Annotated in this window: 19 protein-coding genes and 2 tRNA genes; 12 read left to right on the plus strand and 9 right to left on the minus strand. The window is 59.3% G+C overall.

The genetic code is table 11. From position 1 onward, the window contains the following. The first annotated feature begins 31 nt into the window (after positions 1 to 31). From A2I95_RS04215 to A2I95_RS04260, 10 genes are all read left to right on the plus strand, one after another. Positions 32 to 1,084: an AraC family transcriptional regulator gene (locus A2I95_RS04215; RefSeq protein ID WP_291728151.1), complete on the plus strand. Its 1,053-nt coding sequence runs from the start codon at positions 32 to 34 to the stop codon at positions 1,082 to 1,084. A 38-nt stretch (positions 1,085 to 1,122) separates the two neighbouring features. Then, positions 1,123 to 1,198, plus strand: a tRNA-Thr gene (locus tag A2I95_RS04220). Positions 1,199 to 1,644: 446 nt separating this feature from the next. After that, positions 1,645 to 1,731: transfer RNA gene (locus A2I95_RS04225), tRNA-Leu, on the plus strand. Positions 1,732 to 1,893: 162 nt separating this feature from the next. Next, a complete protein-coding gene (locus A2I95_RS04230) occupies positions 1,894 to 2,508 on the plus strand; it encodes a ribonuclease D (protein WP_291728153.1) in 615 nt (204 codons plus the stop codon). Further along, positions 2,505 to 3,473, plus strand: a complete 969-nt coding sequence (locus A2I95_RS04235; RefSeq protein WP_291728154.1) for a KpsF/GutQ family sugar-phosphate isomerase — start codon at positions 2,505 to 2,507, stop codon at positions 3,471 to 3,473. Before A2I95_RS04230 ends, A2I95_RS04235 begins: the two co-directional genes overlap by 4 nt. A gap of 23 nt (positions 3,474 to 3,496) precedes the next feature. Beyond that, a complete protein-coding gene (lptC, locus tag A2I95_RS04240) occupies positions 3,497 to 4,096 on the plus strand; it encodes an LPS export ABC transporter periplasmic protein LptC (RefSeq protein WP_291728157.1) in 600 nt (199 codons plus the stop codon). Positions 4,097 to 4,099: 3 nt separating this feature from the next. Continuing rightward, complete coding sequence (lptA, locus tag A2I95_RS04245; protein WP_291728159.1) at positions 4,100 to 4,612, plus strand: lipopolysaccharide transport periplasmic protein LptA; 513 nt, start codon at positions 4,100 to 4,102, stop codon at positions 4,610 to 4,612. Then, entirely contained in the window at positions 4,612 to 5,370 is a 759-nt protein-coding gene (lptB, locus tag A2I95_RS04250) for an LPS export ABC transporter ATP-binding protein (RefSeq protein WP_291728161.1), read from the plus strand. Before lptA ends, lptB begins: the two co-directional genes overlap by 1 nt. Before the next feature lie 271 nt (positions 5,371 to 5,641). Further along, positions 5,642 to 6,199: a ribosome-associated translation inhibitor RaiA gene (gene raiA, locus A2I95_RS04255; RefSeq protein ID WP_027257052.1), complete on the plus strand. Its 558-nt coding sequence runs from the start codon at positions 5,642 to 5,644 to the stop codon at positions 6,197 to 6,199. Between the two features lie 52 nt (positions 6,200 to 6,251). Then, on the plus strand, positions 6,252 to 6,716 hold the full coding sequence (locus tag A2I95_RS04260) for a PTS sugar transporter subunit IIA (RefSeq protein WP_291728166.1): 465 nt from the start codon (positions 6,252 to 6,254) through the stop codon (positions 6,714 to 6,716). A 324-nt stretch (positions 6,717 to 7,040) separates the two neighbouring features. Here A2I95_RS04260 and A2I95_RS04265 read toward each other — a convergent pair whose 3' ends face one another. The 8 genes from A2I95_RS04265 to cysQ all read right to left on the minus strand — a co-directional run bounded on the left by A2I95_RS04265 (position 7,041) and on the right by cysQ (position 16,109). Then, complete coding sequence (locus tag A2I95_RS04265) at positions 7,041 to 8,477, minus strand: nodulation protein NodH (protein ID WP_291728169.1); 1,437 nt, start codon at positions 8,475 to 8,477, stop codon at positions 7,041 to 7,043. Positions 8,478 to 8,483: 6 nt separating this feature from the next. Beyond that, positions 8,484 to 10,184, minus strand: a complete 1,701-nt coding sequence (locus A2I95_RS04270) for a beta-1,6-N-acetylglucosaminyltransferase (protein WP_291728171.1) — start codon at positions 10,182 to 10,184, stop codon at positions 8,484 to 8,486. Further along, complete coding sequence (locus A2I95_RS04275; RefSeq protein WP_291728204.1) at positions 10,181 to 11,167, minus strand: glycosyltransferase family 2 protein; 987 nt, start codon at positions 11,165 to 11,167, stop codon at positions 10,181 to 10,183. The genes A2I95_RS04270 and A2I95_RS04275 overlap by 4 nt, the downstream gene beginning before the upstream one ends. A 193-nt stretch (positions 11,168 to 11,360) precedes the next feature. Continuing rightward, the gene (locus A2I95_RS04280) at positions 11,361 to 12,401 is read right to left on the minus strand and encodes a glycosyltransferase family 2 protein (protein WP_291728173.1); all 1,041 of its coding nucleotides are present in this window, start codon (positions 12,399 to 12,401) and stop codon (positions 11,361 to 11,363) included. 7 nt (positions 12,402 to 12,408) lie between these two features. Further along, on the minus strand, positions 12,409 to 13,392 hold the full coding sequence (gene galE, locus A2I95_RS04285) for a UDP-glucose 4-epimerase GalE (RefSeq protein ID WP_291728175.1): 984 nt from the start codon (positions 13,390 to 13,392) through the stop codon (positions 12,409 to 12,411). Between the two features lie 46 nt (positions 13,393 to 13,438). Further along, positions 13,439 to 14,332, minus strand: coding sequence for a UTP--glucose-1-phosphate uridylyltransferase GalU (galU, locus tag A2I95_RS04290; RefSeq protein WP_024092080.1), 894 nt, complete (start codon positions 14,330 to 14,332; stop codon positions 13,439 to 13,441). A 179-nt stretch (positions 14,333 to 14,511) separates the two neighbouring features. Continuing rightward, positions 14,512 to 15,312, minus strand: coding sequence for a 3-deoxy-manno-octulosonate cytidylyltransferase (locus A2I95_RS04295; protein WP_291728179.1), 801 nt, complete (start codon positions 15,310 to 15,312; stop codon positions 14,512 to 14,514). Continuing rightward, entirely contained in the window at positions 15,312 to 16,109 is a 798-nt protein-coding gene (gene cysQ / locus A2I95_RS04300; protein ID WP_291728181.1) for a 3'(2'),5'-bisphosphate nucleotidase CysQ, read from the minus strand. Before cysQ ends, A2I95_RS04295 begins: the two co-directional genes overlap by 1 nt. A gap of 112 nt (positions 16,110 to 16,221) precedes the next feature. On the opposite strand from cysQ, the gene A2I95_RS04305 reads away from it, so the two are divergent. Then, the gene (locus tag A2I95_RS04305) at positions 16,222 to 17,043 is read left to right on the plus strand and encodes an ABC transporter permease (RefSeq protein WP_291728183.1); all 822 of its coding nucleotides are present in this window, start codon (positions 16,222 to 16,224) and stop codon (positions 17,041 to 17,043) included. A 75-nt stretch (positions 17,044 to 17,118) separates the two neighbouring features. On the opposite strand, the gene A2I95_RS04310 is transcribed toward A2I95_RS04305, so the two are convergent. Next, complete coding sequence (locus tag A2I95_RS04310) at positions 17,119 to 17,721, minus strand: alpha-ketoglutarate-dependent dioxygenase AlkB (RefSeq protein ID WP_291728185.1); 603 nt, start codon at positions 17,719 to 17,721, stop codon at positions 17,119 to 17,121. 214 nt (positions 17,722 to 17,935) lie between these two features. Here A2I95_RS04310 and A2I95_RS04315 point away from each other — a divergent pair. Beyond that, a partial coding sequence (locus A2I95_RS04315; RefSeq protein WP_291728187.1) for an Hsp70 family protein occupies positions 17,936 to 18,292 on the plus strand: 357 nt, incomplete at its 3' end.

An 18,292-nucleotide genomic window follows, 5' to 3' on the forward strand; every position in this document is an offset into this window, starting at 1 on the left:
CCTGAACGGGCAACCGTGTTAGGCTGCATCAATGATCACGCAACAGGCATCAATCAGGCGCGAGCCCTTGCGCGCATGGCGGCAATTTCACAGCCGTGACATTGATGAGGCGCGCTCGCTGGTCGCGCAAAAATTCTGTGATCACCGGCTGCAACCAAAAGGACAGATCCGCGGCTTTGGCACCCGCCACAACCATGTCTGCGGGCAGAGCCTCTCTCTCAATTATCTCAGCTATGGATCCACCGTACAGATCGACCCCGGCGAGCTGCAGGATTTCTATCTGGTGCAGATACCCATCGACGGTCATGCGCAGGTGAATAGCGGCGCAGAAACCGAGGTTTCGGACTTCCGCATGGCCACCGTGCTGAACCCGACACGGGCCACTCAAATGACCTGGCATGCCGATTGCCGGATGCTGCTTTTGCAGATCGACCGGAAAGCGTTGCATGAAATCGCGGAACGCGCTGCCGGGCTTGCTCTGGCCGAAGCCGTGATTTTCAACATTGCCGTTCCCGTTTCGGCAGGGCCTTTGCACCGTTGGGCACGTCAATTTGCCGCCTGTGTCCACGCCACCGACGCGCAGGCAGGGTTCGGTACCTGGAGCCCTCTACAGCAAAGATTGATCGAAGAGCAGCTGATCCTGGGATTCCTGACTCATCAGAAAAGCAACATCCGCCATCTTCTGTCACCGCGAGCAGCGGCCGGCAGCAGCCAACAAGTCCGCCGTGCACGGGACTTCATTCACGCGCATGCAGGAGATCCCTTAACCGTCTTAGAAATAGCTGCCGAGGCAGGATGCAGTATCCGCACTCTGCAAACCGGGTTCCGTCAGGCCTATGGCTTAACACCGGTGGCGTATCTGCGCGATTTACGGTTGGATCTGGCTCACTATCTTCTGTTGTCCCGGCCCGCCGAGACGCCGGTCAGTAGCATTGCATATGACTGCGGCTTTTCTCACTTAGGCCGGTTTTCCCAGCTCTACCGCGACCGGTTTGGCGAGCTGCCCAGCACCACCTGCGCTGCCCGAGGGAAACCAGAAAAACCCGCAGGATCCCCACTTGCGCGGCATTCAAGCAGTGTTTAAACGGGCAGCACTGTTTTCAGCGGCAGGCAGAAAACAGCGCCGGTGTAGCTCAGCTGGTAGAGCACGTCATTCGTAATGATGGGGTCGTAGGTTCGAGTCCTATCACCGGCACCACCCCCTCCATTTGCCATACCCCGCGTTGACCTAGGGCAACAATGCCTGCCCCGGAACATGGGAACTCCTTCGCAACGTACATGGGCAACACTTCCCCAGCCCCTTGGTATAGGAACTAGCAATCCATGTTCGCGACGTGGGAAGGATACACGTGCCGCATTGGAATCTAACCAATACAGACGTCACACACCTACTTTGGCCGACTGGTGACAAGCCCCTTCAACAGCGAGGGCAGGCCTTGTATTGTCCATGTTTTTTGTCATCACTGATCGTCTTGCTCACAAGCCGCTCCGCCTTGTGCACTGGTCCGAAATTCCACGGCTACCCGTCTTACCTTGTGTACCACACGGCCGTGATTGATGATGATCGGGTTTTGCCAGGCAGGCTGGTCCATTTTCATTTGACGCTGCCTGCGACTCCGCTTATACGCCGGTCCCACGACACCTGCCCAGGTGGCGGAATTGGTAGACGCGCTAGCTTCAGGTGCTAGTGTCTGTATGGACGTGGAGGTTCGAGTCCTCTCCTGGGCACCATTTCACCAGGCATGTGCATTCAGTTGTTTCCCTGTGCCGTGTGTGAAAATTTGCTTCTGCCCGCGTAAACCTGCTTGCCCTGCTGCAGTTGAGTTTGGCCGCCAAAGCGCCTATCTCCACTCCAGCACCTGTGGGCGCGTTGATCAGCAAAAGGGAACACCAGTGGCCAACCACCTTTACAAGAACGACCTGCCCGACGGGCTGGATCTCGGTTCCGTTGTCGCAATTGACTGCGAAACCATGGGGCTGAATCCGCACCGTGACCGGCTTTGCGTGATTCAGATGTCGGGTGGTGACGGCAATGCCCATATCGTGCAGGTTGAAAAGGGCCAGACTGAAGCGCCCAACCTGTGCCGGATGCTGAAAGATGCCAATGTGCTGAAACTGTTCCACTTTGGCCGTTTTGACATTGCCGTGATGCACCACGCCTTCGGTGCCCTCGCTGCACCGGTCTATTGCACCAAGATCGCCAGCCGTCTGGTCCGCACTTATACAGACCGGCACGGGTTGAAGAACCTGACCCAGGAGCTTTTGGCCGTCGACATATCCAAACAGCAGCAGATGAGCGACTGGGGCGCAGAAGAACTGACCGAAGCACAGCTTGAGTATGCCGCCTCCGACGTGCTTCATCTGCACAAGCTGCGCAAGGCGCTGGACAAGCGCCTGGCCCGCGAGGGCCGCACCGAAATGGCGCAAGCCTGCTTTGACTTCCTCCCCATGCGTGCCAAGCTGGACCTGGCCGGCTGGCCCGAAATCGACATCTTTGCCCACTCATGACTGACACAGAAAAACTCCTCGCCACCGCACGGCAGGTGATCACCGATGAAGCCAGGGCGCTGGACACCCTGGCCGAAGGCCTGGACGAACGCTTTGCCGAAGCGGTGCAGCTGATACTGCAGGCAAAGGGCCGCATCATCGTCAGCGGCATCGGCAAGTCCGGTCATATCGGCCACAAGATCGCCGCAACCCTGGCCTCCACCGGTACGCCGGCCTATTTCGTGCACCCGGCAGAGGCCAGTCATGGGGATCTGGGAATGCTCTCCGAAGGCGATGTGGTGCTGGCGATCTCCAACTCAGGCGAGGCGCCGGAGCTGGCCAATCTGCTGGTTTTCACCCGCCGCTTCGGAATTCCCCTCATAGGGCTGTCGAGCAAGATGGACAGCACCCTGATGAAGCAAGCGGATGTGCACCTGCAAATCCCCTCGCTGGGCGAGGCCTGCGGATTTGGAATGGTGCCCTCAATTTCCACCACCCTGACACTGGCAATGGGCGATGCGCTGGCAATAGCACTGATGAAACACCGGGACTTCCGCCCGGAAAACTTCCGCGACTTCCACCCAGGCGGCAAACTGGGGGCGCAGCTCAGCAAGGTGCGCGACCTGATGCACGCTGGCGATGCCCTGCCGCTTGTCACTGAGGACACGCCGATGTCAGATGCACTGATCGAAATCAGCCAGAAGGGATTTGGAGTGGCAGGTGTGGCTGCCGCAGACGGATCCTTGGCCGGCATCATAACAGACGGCGATTTGCGCCGCCACATGGACGGCCTGCTGGACAAGTCTTCCGCCGAGGTCATGACCCCGAACCCTGCTTCAATCGCCCCCGGAGCCATGGCCCAGGAGGCCGTCGCCGTGATGAACCAGCGCAAGATCACCTGCCTGTTCGTGGTTGATCCGGACAATGGCGGCAAGGCTGAGGGTCTGTTGCACATCCACGATTGCCTGCGCGCAGGCCTGGGCTGACGCAAGGCCAGGGGAGCAAAAACATGGACAGCTACTCCAGAGCCGTTGCCTATCTTAAGGTGCTGCTGCCGCTGGCCGCGCTGGTTCTGATGTCCACCATGTTCCTGATCTCCCGCGGGGTGAACACCGACGCGGTAATCCCCTTTGCTCAAAAGGAAATCGAAGAGCGGATGAAGGGCCAGCAAGTCACTGCCCCTTTCTTTTCCGGCACCACTGCACAGGGCGATGAAATTATGGTCACTGCTGCGCTCGCCCGTCCGGGCGGCGACGGCACACCCGCAGTTGCCAGCGATCTTTCCGCTGAATTCGACTTGGCTGAGGGCGGCAGGATCACGCTTCAATCGGAAAGCGGTGCGATCCACCCAAGCCGGGACATGGCGCGATTTACAGGCAATGTGACGATCACATCCGCAGACGGGCTGATTGTCGAGACCGAAGAGCTGAACACAGCGCTTAGCGGGTTGGAAGCCGACAGTCCCGGTTCAGTCCGTGCGACAGGCCCAATCGGCGAGTTGACCGCAGGTAAAATGCGGATCGGCGTGAAAACCGAGGGCGGACCGGTCCATATGCTGTTCAAAAACGGGGTTAAGCTGCTATATGATCCCCAGAAACCGGAAAGATAACCTGTGTCCTATTTGCGCGCATTGATTTTTTGCCTGCCGCTCGCGGTATTTCCCGGCCTCGCGGCAGCGCAGACGGCCTCCGTCGCTTTTGGCGCCGTCAAGGCTGACCCCAGCCAGCCGGTTGAAGTCACCGCCGACAACCTGGCAGTTAACCAAGCAAATGGCTCGGCGGAGTTTACCGGCAATGTACTCATTATTCAGGGTATTATGCGGCTGTCTGCAGACAAAGTTCTGGTAATCTACAAAACCGCTGGCGAAACAGATGCCAAGGCCGGCATTGAACGGCTGGAAGCCACTGGCAATGTGGTGCTGGTCAGCGGCCCGGACGCCGCCGAGGCACAACGCGCTGAATATACCATCGACCAGGGCACCATCGTTATGACCGGCAATGTTCTGCTGAACCAGAAAAGCGGCACCCTGGCCTCTAACCGGCTCGAGGTGAACCTGACCTCAGGGACCGCCAAAATGGCCGGCCGGGTGAAAACAATCCTTAACCCGGACGGCGGCAGCAACTGATGGCGAAACCAGATCTGACCGTCACCGAAGGCTCCTCCGGGCTGCGCATTGAAAAACTGCGTAAATCCTATCGCAAACGGGTGGTGATCCGGGACGTGTCGATGTCGCTGAACCGCGGTGAAGTGGTGGCGCTGCTGGGTCCCAATGGATCTGGCAAAACCACCAGCTTCTACGCCATTGCAGGCCTGGTCTTCCCCGAAGCGGGCACCGTCAGCATCGACGGCCAGAACGTGACGGGCCTGCCAATGTACCGCCGCGCGCGGCTGGGCATCGGCTATCTGCCGCAGGAGATGTCGATCTTCCGCGGCCTGTCGGTCGAGGACAATATCTCTGCCGTTCTGGATATCTCGCAAAAGCACGAACACAAGCGCCGCGAGCGGCTGGAAGAGCTGCTGTCTGATTTCTCGATCGAACACCTCCGCCGCGCGCCTGCCCTGGCGCTGTCAGGCGGTGAACGGCGCCGGGTCGAGATTGCCCGCTGCCTTGCCGCAGATCCGAAATACCTGTTGCTTGACGAACCCTTTGCAGGCGTTGACCCGATCTCGGTCGGTGATATCCGCCACTTGGTTTCTGACCTCAAGAAACGCGGTATCGGGGTGCTGATCACCGACCACAACGTGCGCGAGACCCTGGAGATCGTGGACCGGGCCTATATCCTGCATGACGGCCAGGTGCTGATGTCTGGCAGCCCCGAGGAAGTGGTTGAAAACGAAAACGTCCGCCGGGTTTACCTCGGCGACAACTTCCGCATTTCCTGACCCCGGCAGACTGCATCAGACAACCGCAAAATATGCCTGAAACGCATGTTTCTTTTTTCGGGGTTATCCATTGACTCTCCCGCTGTCTTGCCGTCGAATTGACCCATGGCATACGCGCAGACCGATGCAATCCGCTTAACAGCCTTGGCGACAAGGCCCGGATGGATGCAACCGGTTGCCTGGCCTGCCCCCCGGTTCCGGACCTGATGTGACACCGCCAAGGATTGCCTTGGCGGCAGGCCCGGCCGCAATAATTCGTAAAGGAGATCACATGCGTTACAAAATCAGCGGTAAACAGATCGACATCGGCGAAGCTCTGCAAGTCCACGTGCAGAACGAGCTGGGTTCGGCCGTGCAGAAATATGCAGAACGGCCGACCGATGCGACAGTGGTCTTTTCCCGTTCGGCGCATGAATATGTGTGTGAAGCCACTGTCCATCTGTCGACCGGGCTGAGCGCTCAGGCCAAGGCGCACGAGACCGAAATTTATGCAGCATTCGATGCCTGCTGCGAAAAAATGGAAAAGCAACTGCGCCGTTACAAGCGCCGGCTGAAGGATCACCACAAGGACCGCAGCGAACCGGTTGAACATCTGGGCGCCAATTCGTATATCCTCGCCTCTGAGGAAGCGGATTCCGAACCGGACTCGCTGCAGCCGATCATCGTCGCCGAAATGGAAACCCGCATACCGTCGCTGTCGGTCGGCGAGGCGGTGATGCAGATGGAGCTGGCAGGGGCACCGGTTCTGGTTTTCCGCAAAGAAGGCAAAGACGGGTTGAATGTGGTCTACCGCCGCGAAGACGGCAACATCGGCTGGATCGATCCGTAATCACATCTAAGGCATCGGCGCCCCAGAGGGGGCGCCGGAACGGAGCAGACATATGCAGATTTCCAGCATCCTCAAGCCAGAGGCCGTCCGGGTAATCGGTGCGGTCTCAAGCAAGAAGCGCTTGTTCCAGGAAATCGCAGACATTGCTCAACTTGCGTATGGGCTGAACGCCCAGGCGACGGTTGAAGCTTTGCTGGACCGCGAAAGCCTTGGCCCCACCGGGGTTGGCCATGGCGTCGCCCTGCCGCATGCCAGGCTGGACACTGTCAGCGAAGTCCGCGGCATCTTCCTGATCCTGGAGAAGCCGCTGGACTTCGGAGCCGTGGACCGCCAGCCGGTGGATATCGCCTTTGCCCTGTTTGCTCCAGAAGATGCCGGCGTCGAGCATCTGAAAGCGCTGGCGCTGGTGTCACGCACCCTGCGCGAACAAAGCTTCTGCACCAAGCTGCGCGCCAACCACGACCCGGCAACGCTTTACACTATTCTGACAGAAGATCAGTCCGTCCAAGCGGCCTGACCGCTGCGTTGTGCCTGCCCGCGCCTGATTTTTCCGGCTTTGCTGCCCGCGTGCTTGCCGCCAGGAACCGCCTTTCCGCTGCTCATTCTCCGCAAACTCTCCCGCCCGTCATCGGCCGCCATCCGGCGGCACTCTTCCCGTTGGGCCCGGCACGGTCCAGCCCCGCGCGGCAGCGTCCGATTGCCAGATGTTTCCAAAACTTGGACAGATCCGCGCTCTCGCCGCACCCCGTGCGACGCCAGGCCCAAGGCCGTCCCGGACGGTTTGTCCCAGCCAAACCTCCGTCGGACACGGTAACATTTCGCTTGCATCAATGCTGCCGGATCAGCCTGCACGCCAGGGACCAAAGCCAAACGCCAGATAGTCGCGCTGGTAAACGGAGGCGATCAGCGCCTCCAGATCCGCGTCGTAAATATCATCCAATGCAAAGGGCACCTGCGGCGCAACAGCCGGCAACGTTCCCGGCTCCATCCGGCCCTGCCTGCGAGCCAGTGCAGGCAGATCTTCACTCATCTCTGTCTCCCGGATCAGCAGGTCCGGCGGCCCGAGTTCAGCAAACCCGGCCAGTACCTGGCTCTGGCTGACCCATTCCGCATCCACACGGATCGACGTCTGCCCTGATAAATTGGCCCGGACAAAATTCAGAAAACCGGCAAAAGCGTCCCGGTGCTGCGCCCGGGTATAGCCGTCGTCCGGCCCTTCCTCCGGCAAAACTAGCCCGAACTGCCGCCGCAGCGTATTGCGAATGGCCCGAAAGCTGCCCTCGCCGGCATTCAGGATCCGATGACAGAACACCGCATGGGCCCGCGCCGCAGGGTGGCGCAGAACGGTAAAGCTGCGGAACCCTTTATTGCCGCGTTTCCATTGGCGCAGTTGTTTCTGATTCATACCCTGGATCAGGCCTTCCGGCGCCACGTGATCCAGCCCGGCCATCCATTGCACAACTTCTCTCTCCGGCCCGCCCTTGAGCGGTAAGTATAACAGCGGCGTCACCACCCCCGCCACATAACCAGGAACCGCCGGGCCGCGACGCGGCTCGAAATTCGGGGTGCGGGTCAGGTTGAAGCGGTCCATGCCCGAAAGTGCCTCTTGCATTGCGTCAGGGTTTGCCACCTTGGCCAGCACCGGCGCCGGGTTCTGCCGCTTGAGGCTTTCATCCAGCGCCTCAAGCCGCTGGGACACTCCCAGCCAGCGCGCCAGCCCGTTCATCACCTCAACGCTTTGCAGATCCTCATAGGCCACGTAAAACGCTGTCTGACCCAGCGACTGCAGCCGGTTCAACAGCGTGACCTGGAAATCTTGCAACGCCTCTACATGGGCGGAAAATTCCGCCGCATCAAACCGCGCTTTGGCTTCCTTGCGGCGCTTTACATCAGTCAGCTTCCACTGCCCGGTTGCCTTGGCAATCTTCCAGGACACATAACTGTCCAGCGGGTTGCGAGTCAGGATGATCTTGGCACAGCGCGGATCCTCCAGCATCAGATCCAGCACCCGCGGATCATGGTCATGGAAGTAGCGGCAGCCGCCCAGCGCCCTTGGGTCTGTCTTGATCTTCTGGATCAGCCGGGCTGGATCCGCTTCCCGCATGGCCTGTGTCACCCCCAGGATATCGTTCATGTTCGGATACCCAATGAAATGCGGATTGAAAGCTTCGCCGTGGCAAGCAAGCCCGTCAAATGCATTCAGATTGGTTTCCAGAAAATTGGAGCCCGTCCGCATTTCAGCAAAGACGACAAAGTAATCAAACGAGGAATCAGACATCAGAACTTATCGCACCAGATAGGGTTTGCGTTGTGGCTTGGAGAGGCTGACCGGGCTTTGCTCAACCGGGAAATCCCCCATCAAATAGGGATGCATGCCCTGGTTCTTCAGGTTCTGCAAAAACTGCCCAAAGCCCTCAAGGTCCGTCATTTTGGGGGCCTCGCTCAGATGACGCGCCGCAAGGGGACCGATTTCGTCAATGATCGTCTGCAATGGTTCCATTGGCGCCTCTACGAACTCCGCCATGCTCCAGATCCGCACCCGTGCCTTGGTCCATTGCGAGCGCAGGATTTGCAATTGCTCAGCCTCGGTCTGCTGCAGCTTTGCCGCTTCCTGCCGGAGTTCTGTAAAATTACGGTTGGATTTGAACAGCCGCACTGCCCAGGCACCGCTGATGACAGAGATCTGCACATTTGCATCCCGCGCCATCATCCAGTTCACTGCCTGATTGTCCCCTGGCCCGAACTGAAAACACTGGCGTTCGCCGCGGGTGTTCCAAATCAGGCTGGTAAGAAAGCTTTCCGGATTATAGTCGCGGATCCTGGCATGGCCGTTGAGGCAACCATTGACCAGGCTCTGCCCTTCGGAAAACGCCGCCCCTTCCGGTGCAAATATGTGCCCATGAACACGTGCCCCGGTGGTTCGAGCCAGCCAGGTTTCAAAATCATCGAACAGTTCGGTAAAGCCTTGAAAGACTGAATACGGGCTGGAAGTGATGCCGTTCTCCGAACCATGGCCTGGGAACCTGCTTTGCATGTATAGTCCAGACCTGCCGCGGGTGCGCCGCTCTACCGCCTTGGCGAAAATCCGGTCGATCTTGCCTGGGTTCGGTTCAGTCCGCTTCATCGCGCCAGCAGAGTCGGTTAGAAACGCCTGATACAGACGTTCTGCATGAGGCCAGATCTTGCGGGCAACAAAGCAATCGGACCGGCGCAGAAGCTGCAAATGGTCATCGTAGAAGATATGCGGTTTACCCTGGAAATCGAATTTCGACAGCGTCAGCGAGCGGCTTTCGATATTGCTGGAATACTGCCGTACCAAAGTCTGGAAATAACTCTCATCCGGAATCCAAACCTTGCGGAAATAGGCATCATAAACCGGACGTTCCGGGTCTTCCAGGATCGCCGACAGGGTTTGCCGGGTCAGACACCACCACTGGCTGCCCATATGCGGCACAAGCCCGGGAGGGATCCGGCGCCTGATGCGCAGCTTGCGTTGCAGATCCACGTAGCGGTCAAACAGGTAGCGGTGTTTTTTCCAGGAAAACGGGAACCGCAGGGTGAACCGCTCATGGCTGAGACCACCGACAATCCACGGCACATCCGCGGTGGTAGCGCTTTCAATGAAATCGGTGCGCGGGCGGGCCGCCAGATAATCGATCAGCTCCTGCACCGGCCTGAGCGGCAGGCACGACCCGGAAGCCAGATAGACATGCCGCACGTGCGGAAACTCCGCCAGCATCACCTCGGATGCCGATTGCGAAGCTGCAACAATCCCCCAGGTGCCCCATTCGCACCGGTGGCGGGCGGAGAACCGGACCAAGGGATCATTCGCCAGAGCGTCTTTGAAGCGGGTGAACGCCTGATGCCCCACGTTGCGGTCCACATGCAGCACCACCGGGCAGCCGCTGGCTGTCCAGTGCTGCACCACCTGCACCGCCCGATCCAGCGCGGTGTGCACCAGCATGACGACCCCAACCGCGCTCATGCCCAGTTTCCTTTGGACATCATTCCCAGAATTTCGAGCTGGCGCCAGTTAATGTATTTCTCACTCCATTTGCACCACAGCTCTGGCTGTTCCGACAGCTTGCCTGCATAGGCCTTGTATTCTGTTGACCCAGCATAATGCTGGCCGCGGACCAGCTCCTCTTGTGCCTTAATAGTAAAGGTATCGAGGAATTTAGTATGCAGCAGCGCCCCGCTTGCCTTCTCGCCGCCGTCAGCCTCATAGACCTGGTTCAATCCCCGCGGCAACAGCGCGTGTGTAGAGCTGGCATAGGCATAGCGGCGGTGCCATTTGACCAGCGGTATCTTGTTCAGCGCCGGTGCCCGTTGGGGCTGATCTGCAAAGAAGACCCGTGATCGCGGCCCGCCCTGAATCCACAAATTGCCGTATTCCGGGTTGCGGCTGATCGTGTAGTTGCCGCTGTCAAACCAATGGGCAATCTCCAAAGGATTCTGTCCCGCCTGATACGGCACTTCGCCAATCCGGCCCTTGGGATAGACATCAATCAGCATAGCCGAAAAACTGCGGATCGCGGAATTGTCCAGCCAGTCGGTGAGAGCGCGGATCGGCCGGGTGTCGCAGAACGGGTAGATAAAGAACTCATCCGGATCGACCACCAGAACCCAATGCCCATGCGCATATTTGCGTTTAAGGCCGTTCATCCAATCGATGCCGAAACCTGAACGCTTGTAGCTCGCCGTGGTGTGCCACAGCGAAACATCGCCCATGCCGCGCAGATAGTCTGCGCTGCCATCGGTGGAGCCATTATCGACAAACAGGAAATGATTGATCCCCATGCCGCGGTAATACTGCAAGAAATAGGGCAGCCGGATCTGCTCGTTGCGCATGGTGCAGACCAGCAGGATATCCCCCGGCCGGATTGCTTTGGTGTTGTCCTGCACAACGGTCAGCTCACTGGATTTGCGCACCGCACGGATCAGACGCCGCTTGCGCCGCAACCGCATCCGGTAAGAATCCCAAAGCCCCACGTTCACTCCAAACCAATATCCAGGGAGCGCGCTCACCCGTTCAGGCCTAACAGGACCTGCCTCAAGTTTCCGCGCAATATGTCACGGGAATATTGTATTAACAACGAATTTAGAAACAGTTACGCATCCGCACGGCCTGGCTGCAACAGTTCAGTGGCCGTTCGGCAATTCACCAGATGATCGGAGTCATCAGCCCAAGCTCTGCCAGCTGTTCCGGATCTTGGTACTGAACTGATCCAGAATACCACAAATCCGGAGTCCCCGAGATCCCATCATAGTAGCCGTCAAACTGTTGCGGTGTGTGAAAGTGCTGCTGCCGCTGTTTTTCTGTTGCTGACTTGGAAACAATCTCGGGCAGAAACTTGGTGTGCAGCAGTATTCCTGAGGGCTCCGTCCCTCCTGGCCCGCCATAAAGCACATTCATCTGCGGCGGCAGCAGCGAATGGGTTGAGTTCATGTAGGCATAGCGGCGGTTCCAGCGGATCAGCGGCAACTTGTTCAGTGTCGGGGACCGTTCCGGCTGCTCTTGAAAAAACATTCTCTCGCGGGCGCCGCCCTGAACCCAAAGGTTGCCCATCGGCTGCTGCCGAACGGCCCGGTATGGCCCCGCATCAAACCACTGCAGCACGTCACAAGGGTTCTGGCCCGGCACATAGCTTTGCGCGCCCAGCCGCCCCTTCGGATAGAGATCAAGCATCAGCGCGCCAAAGCCCTGGCGCCCTTGCTGCTCCAAACTTTGCGTCAGGTCGTCCAGCCCGTGACTTTCCATGCCGGAATAGACCAGCAGCTCATCCGCATCCACCGTCAGGCACCAGCGACCATGGCCGTAGCGGATCAGCAGCCAGCCCAGCCAGTCCAAGCCAAAGCGCGCTTCCCGGTAGCTGGCAGCAGTCTGCCACACAGAGACATCGCGCTGGTCTGCCAGCAGCTCTGCACTGCCGTCATCGCTGCCATTGTCGACAATCAGAAAATGCGCGGCACCCAGCCGCCGGTAAAACGCCAGGAAAAAAGGCAGGCGGCTGATCTCGTTACGCAAAACGATAAAGACCAGAACCCCGTTCGCGGGGATCTGGCCTGTACGGTCAGCAATTTTGCGCATCTGGCGCCGGGCCCGCAACGCCCGCCACAGCATCCGCCGCCGTTTCCACCGCATCCGGTAGGCCCCAGCGAGTCCCAGGGGCGGCATGTCAGCGGCAGCGGAGCGCGTCATGTCATGCTCAGGCCTCGTAGTGACCTGTCTTATGCCACTCCCAAGCGTCGGCGATCATCACCTCCAGGGTCGAGCGGCGCGGCTCCCAACCCAGATCAGTGACTGCCCGGGTCGAGCCCGACACCAGCTTGGTGCAGTCTCCCGCCCGTCGCTCACCTGTGTTGCAAGGCACCTTTTGACCAGTCACCGCCTCAGCCTTGTCCATCACTTCGCGCACGGAAAAGCCAGAACCGGTGCCCAGGTTGAAAACTTGACTTTCCTTGCCCGCTTCCAGCCACTTCAGCCCCAGCACATGCGCGTCCACCAGATCGCAGACATGCACATAGTCGCGGATGCAGGTGCCGTCCGGAGTATCGTAATCGGTGCCGAAAATGGTCAGCGCATCGCGCTTGCCTGCAACAGCATCCAGCACCAGCGGCACCAGATGAGTTTCGGGGCGGTGGAACTCGCCCACTTCAGCTTCGGGATCCGCGCCCGCCACGTTAAAATAGCGGAAAATCACTGAACGCAGCCCGTTCGAAGCTCCAAAATCTTTGAGGATATCCTCCACCGCACGCTTGGAGGCGCCATAGGCATTCAGCGGCAGCTGAGGTGTGTTCTCGTCCAGCACAACATTGTCATGCTCGCCATAGGTGGCGCAAGTCGAGGAGAACACGAAATCCAGGCAGCCCGCCGCCACCGCGGCCTCGATCAGGTTGAGCGAGCCGCCGGTGTTGTTAGCCCAGTAGCGGCCTGGCTCGTTCATCGCTTCGCCAACCTGGCTGAGCGCCGCGAAATGCATCACCGCTGCCGGCTGGTACTTGGCAAACACCTCATCCAGCCGGGCGCGGTCATTCAGGTCGCCCTTTTCAAACGGGCCGAACTTCACCGCGTTCTGCCAGCCCGTCACTAGATTGTCGTAGGTTACAGGGGTATAGCCCGCCGCTTTCAGCGCCTTGCAGGCATGCGAACCAATATAGCCGGCTCCGCCGGTCACAAGAATATGTGTCACTGTCTCTGCCCCATGCGGGGCCGCCCCGGAAGGGCGGCCAGAGTGGTTATTGCGCGGCCTTGCCAACCTGCGCGATCTCGGAAATGTAGTTCATCAGATCATCCCGCAGCTCTTCCCGCGCCAGCGCGAATGCGACCGTGGCCTGCAAGAAACCTGCCTTGGAACCGCAATCAAACCGCTGGCCGCGGAACCGGTAGCCGTAAACCGGTACGTCCTGCGCGATATCCTCGGCGATGGCGTCGGTCAGCTGGATCTCGCCGCCTGCACCTGATTTCATCTTGTTGAGGTTCTTTAGAACCGAAGGCGACAGGATATAGCGGCCGATCACAGCCAGGTTCGACGGCGCCTCACCTGCGCTTGGCTTCTCTACCATCCCATTGGCCGCAACCACTTGGCCCATGTCGTCCTTCACGTCAAGCACACCGTAAGACGAGGTCTTTTCAGGCGGAACCTCCATCGCAGCCACCATGTTGCCGCCGGTTTCCTCGTAGGCTTCAACCATCTGCTGCAGGCAGGGTTTTTCCGCTGCGATCACATCGTCAGGCAAGATCACCGCAAAGGGCTCATTAGCAATCAGCCGGCGGGCGCACCAGACCGCATGGCCCAGGCCCAGCGCCTTGTGCTGCCGGATATAGGCGATAGCACCGGATTCCATATTGGTGCCTTGCAGCAAATCCAGCAGATCTTGTTTTCCCTTTTTACGTAGTTCCTGCTCCAGGACCGGCGAATGGTCGAAATAGTCCTCCAACGCACCTTTGCCGCGCGACGTGACAAAGATGAACTCCTTGATCCCAGCCGCGCGCGCCTCGTCGATGGCATATTGAACCAGCGGCCGGTCGACCAGAGTCATGATTTCTTTCGGAACGGATTTGGTTGCGGGAAGGAAACGGGTTCCCATGCCTGCAACGGGAAAAATTGCCTTAGTTACTTTTTTACGCATGGCGCTCTCTCAATACTAAAATTCCAGGCCGGATACCGCCTTCACTCACCCTCGATAAAGAGTGAAGCTCCGCTAGACCTGGCTGTCCCCAACAATTCGCGATGCGGCTGCCAGCGGCCCCGGGCTGCATCCAATCAGTGTGTTCTTACTTGTGTTCAGTGCAGTTTACCATTCTTCGCCTACTCGTGACCCATCTTCTTCATCATTGCCTCCAGCCGCGAGACATCTTCCGGGTTGTTCAGCTCCCAAAACTCGCGCCCGCGGGCCTCGACTTCGACACACAGAACCTTGCGGCCGTTCTCCAGGAAACGCAGCTGCTCCAGCCCTTCCAGTGTCTCCAGCGGCCCCGCCGTCCAGCCAGAATACGCCGCCAAGGTGTCCGGGCGGTAGGCATAGACGCCGACATGGTGAAAGACCGGCGTATTTTCGCCATCACCAAAGGTCTGCGCGCAGTACGGGACCACTTCCTTAGTGAAATAGAGCGCACTGCGGTCTTCGGCAAATACTGCGGTGGTGCCGCCAACCCGGCCGGCCTTGCGATCGGCCAGAAGACTGTTCAGCGTCTCGCCATTGCAGCGCAGCACCGGTGTCGCCAGACCCATGCCGGGTGCCGCCCGCAGCCCTGCCACCAGATCCTCGACAAACCAATGCGGGGTCAGCGGGGCGTCGCCCTGCAGGTTCACCACAATCTCATAACCGCCGCCCAGCGCCGCATGTGCCTCGGCGCAGCGCTCGGTGCCGTTGGCGCAGGTTTCCGAGGTCATTACCACCTCGGCGCCAAATGCTGCGGCGGCCTGTTTGATGCGATCGTCATCCGTCGCCACCACCACCCGGTCCACACCCTGCACCAAACAGGCCGCCCGCCAGGAGCGCTCTATCAGCGTGCGGGCCTCACCGGTGGCACCGGTCAGCGGCACCAGCGGCTTGCCAGGATAACGGGTCGAGGCATAGCGGGCGGGGATGACGATCAGGACAGACATCAGGCTTTCTTCAGCTCCACTGCCGGGGCATAGGCGATGAAGAACGGGTTTGCATAGCCTTCCTTGCCGTAGACAAGCGGGGAATGATCGTCAAAACGCACCACTTTGCCGCCGGCGCCCGCCAGCACTGCGTGACCGGCAGCAGTGTCCCATTCCATGGTGCGGCCGACACGCGGATACAGGTCCGCTTCACCGGTAGCCACCAGACAGAATTTCAGCGAGGAGCCGGCGCTCTTGCTGTCCTTCACATTGTACTTGCCGATGTAATCGTCCGTTGCTTGGTCGCGGTGCGATTTCGACGCCACTACCATCAGCGCGGCGTTATCACTGCTGGCAACCCGGATCGGGCGGGTTTCACCAATGGTCTCTGCATCAAACGCGCCGGTTTCCTCGACCGCGCTGCCATCCGCCAGGGTGAAGAACATCCGTTCTTTGGCCGGTGCATAGACCACGCCGCGGGTCGGCACGCCTTTTTCCACCAGCGCGATGTTCACTGTGAAATCGCCGCGGCGGTGGATGAATTCCTTGGTGCCGTCCAGCGGATCGACGATCAGAAAGGTATCGCCGCGCTCTTTGTGCGATTCCGACTGTTCTTCGGTGACCAGCATCATGTCCGGGAAGGCCGCCCGCAGCCCGGCCGAGATCAGCGCATCTGCAGCTTCATCCGCTGCCGTTACCGGGCTTTCGTCAGACTTCACCTTCACGTCGAAATCGTCAGAATTGTAGATCTCCATGATCTTTGCACCGGCCTCTATTGCCAGGCGGCGGATCACGGGCACCAGGTCTTCATACGTCACGCAGATCTCCCTAACACGGGTTTAATTGAAAATTTGCCTCTTGCCCCTTATGATGCGCAGATAACAGAACGGCAAGCAGCCGCATCAAATTCGAGCAGAGAATACAGGTCTCATGTTTCAGCAGCGCACGCAGCAATCCTCGTTGTCCGGGCTCCTCACACTTAGCGAGGTGGTATTCCATTCGGTTGTGCGCAGCGTCCGTTCCAAACACAACAATGCCTTTGCAGCGTTGGCTCTGAACATCCTGCAGGCCGTCCTCTTTGTGGGGGCGTTTTTTGCAATGTTCGCGCTGCTGGGCCTGCGCGGCTCTGCCATTCGCGGTGACTTTCTGCTTTATGTTATGTCCGGTGTGTTTCTGTTCATGGTTCATACCAAAACAGTCGGCGCCGTTGCCAGCGCCGAGGGGCCCAGCAGCCCGATGATGCAGCATGCACCGATGAACACGATGGTGGCCATTCTATCTGCCGCAATCGGCGCGCTATACATCCAAGTGCTGTCACTGTTCATCATCTTATTTGTCTACCACGTCGCATTCACGCCGGTGCATATCGAAGAGCCCATACCCGCCTTTGGCATGATATTACTCGCCTGGATCACCGGCGCCTCTGTCGGACTGGTGTTCTTGGTGTTGAAACCCTGGGCGCCTGGGCTGGTGAGCATTTTGACGATGATCTATCAGCGCGCCAACATGATCGCGTCGGGAAAGATGTTCCTGGCCAACACACTGCCCAGTTTCATGCTTGCCATGTTCGACTGGAACCCGCTGTTTCATTGCATCGACCAGGCCCGCGGCTTTGTCTTTATCAACTACAACCCGCATTTCAGTTCCTGGCAGTATGCTGCTTGGGTAGCGCTGGTACTGATCGTCATAGGCCTGATGGGCGAATTCTACACGCGCCGCCAGGTGTCCGTCAGCTGGAGCGCGCGGCGGTAGCCGCCGCAGCTGAGCCAAAACTTTTTAAAAAGTCTTGGCAAAAGTTCTCCGGAAAACTTTTGCGCCCCGCCGGCCTCACACGACCACTCTGAGTGTCAGATTGATCCGCCCGCCCTTCGGCAGCAGCCGCGAGGATTTGAACCGGATCCTGTCCACCCCGTGATAGGTCAGCCGCGCCTCCCCGCCCATCACCACCGCATCGCCCGAGTTCAGCCACACCGTTTCCGTCTTGCCACCGCGGCTGCGGTTGCCGATTCGGAACAGCCCATCATCGCCCAGCGAGACCGAGACCACCGGAAAGGAGAAATCCGCCTCATCCTTGTCCTGATGCATCCCCATCCGGGCCCCCTCGCCGTAATAGTTCAGCAGGCAGCATTCCGGCTGCCGCTCCAGCCCGGTCAGTTGCCGCCAGATCTCCAGCACCGCCTCCGGGACCGCGGGCCACTCCCGCCCGGACGGATGCTGTTCAGCATAGCGGTAGCCCGCGGCATCCGAATACCAGCCGAACCGCCCGGCCGAGGTCATCCGTACCGACATCTGCCCGCCCCCCGGCACCTTGGGCGAGAACAGCGGCGCCGCCTTCAGCACCGGCCGCAAAGCATCGATCAGCCCCGCCTGTCGGGCCGGACTCAAAAACCCCTTGTAGACATCAAATCCGCGCACACGCAGCAAGGTCATTGCCGTTCATCCATCCTTAACCATGACCCTTGCAAAAAAGCGCATTGATTCACGCATCAACGCGTGTCTGAGCGCTTGCAGGGGCGTTTTCTGCTCCCTATATACGCCGGGACGCGGCAAGGTGCAGACCAAACCGCAACTTCCATCGGGGCCAGGATGCCGCAACGGGTTCAGGCCTCGGGTAATCGCCTTGAGTAGTAAAAAGGGATCGCAAATGAGCAAAGTTATCGGCATCGACCTGGGTACCACCAACTCCTGCGTGGCCATCATGGATGGCTCCCAGCCCCGCGTGATTGAAAACGCCGAGGGCGCACGCACCACCCCGTCTATTGTTGCCTTCACCGACGACGAACGCTTGGTCGGCCAGCCCGCCAAGCGCCAGGCTGTCACCAACCCCGACAACACCGTGTTTGGTGTCAAGCGCCTGATCGGCCGCCGGTTCGACGACGCCGCAGTCGCCAAAGACAAGAAAATGGTTCCGTTTTCCATCGTCAACGGCGGCAACGGCGACGCATGGGTCGACCTGGGTACCACCAACTCCTGCGTGGCCATCATGGATGGCTCCCAGCCC

Source organism: Leisingera sp. F5, from assembly GCF_001593695.1.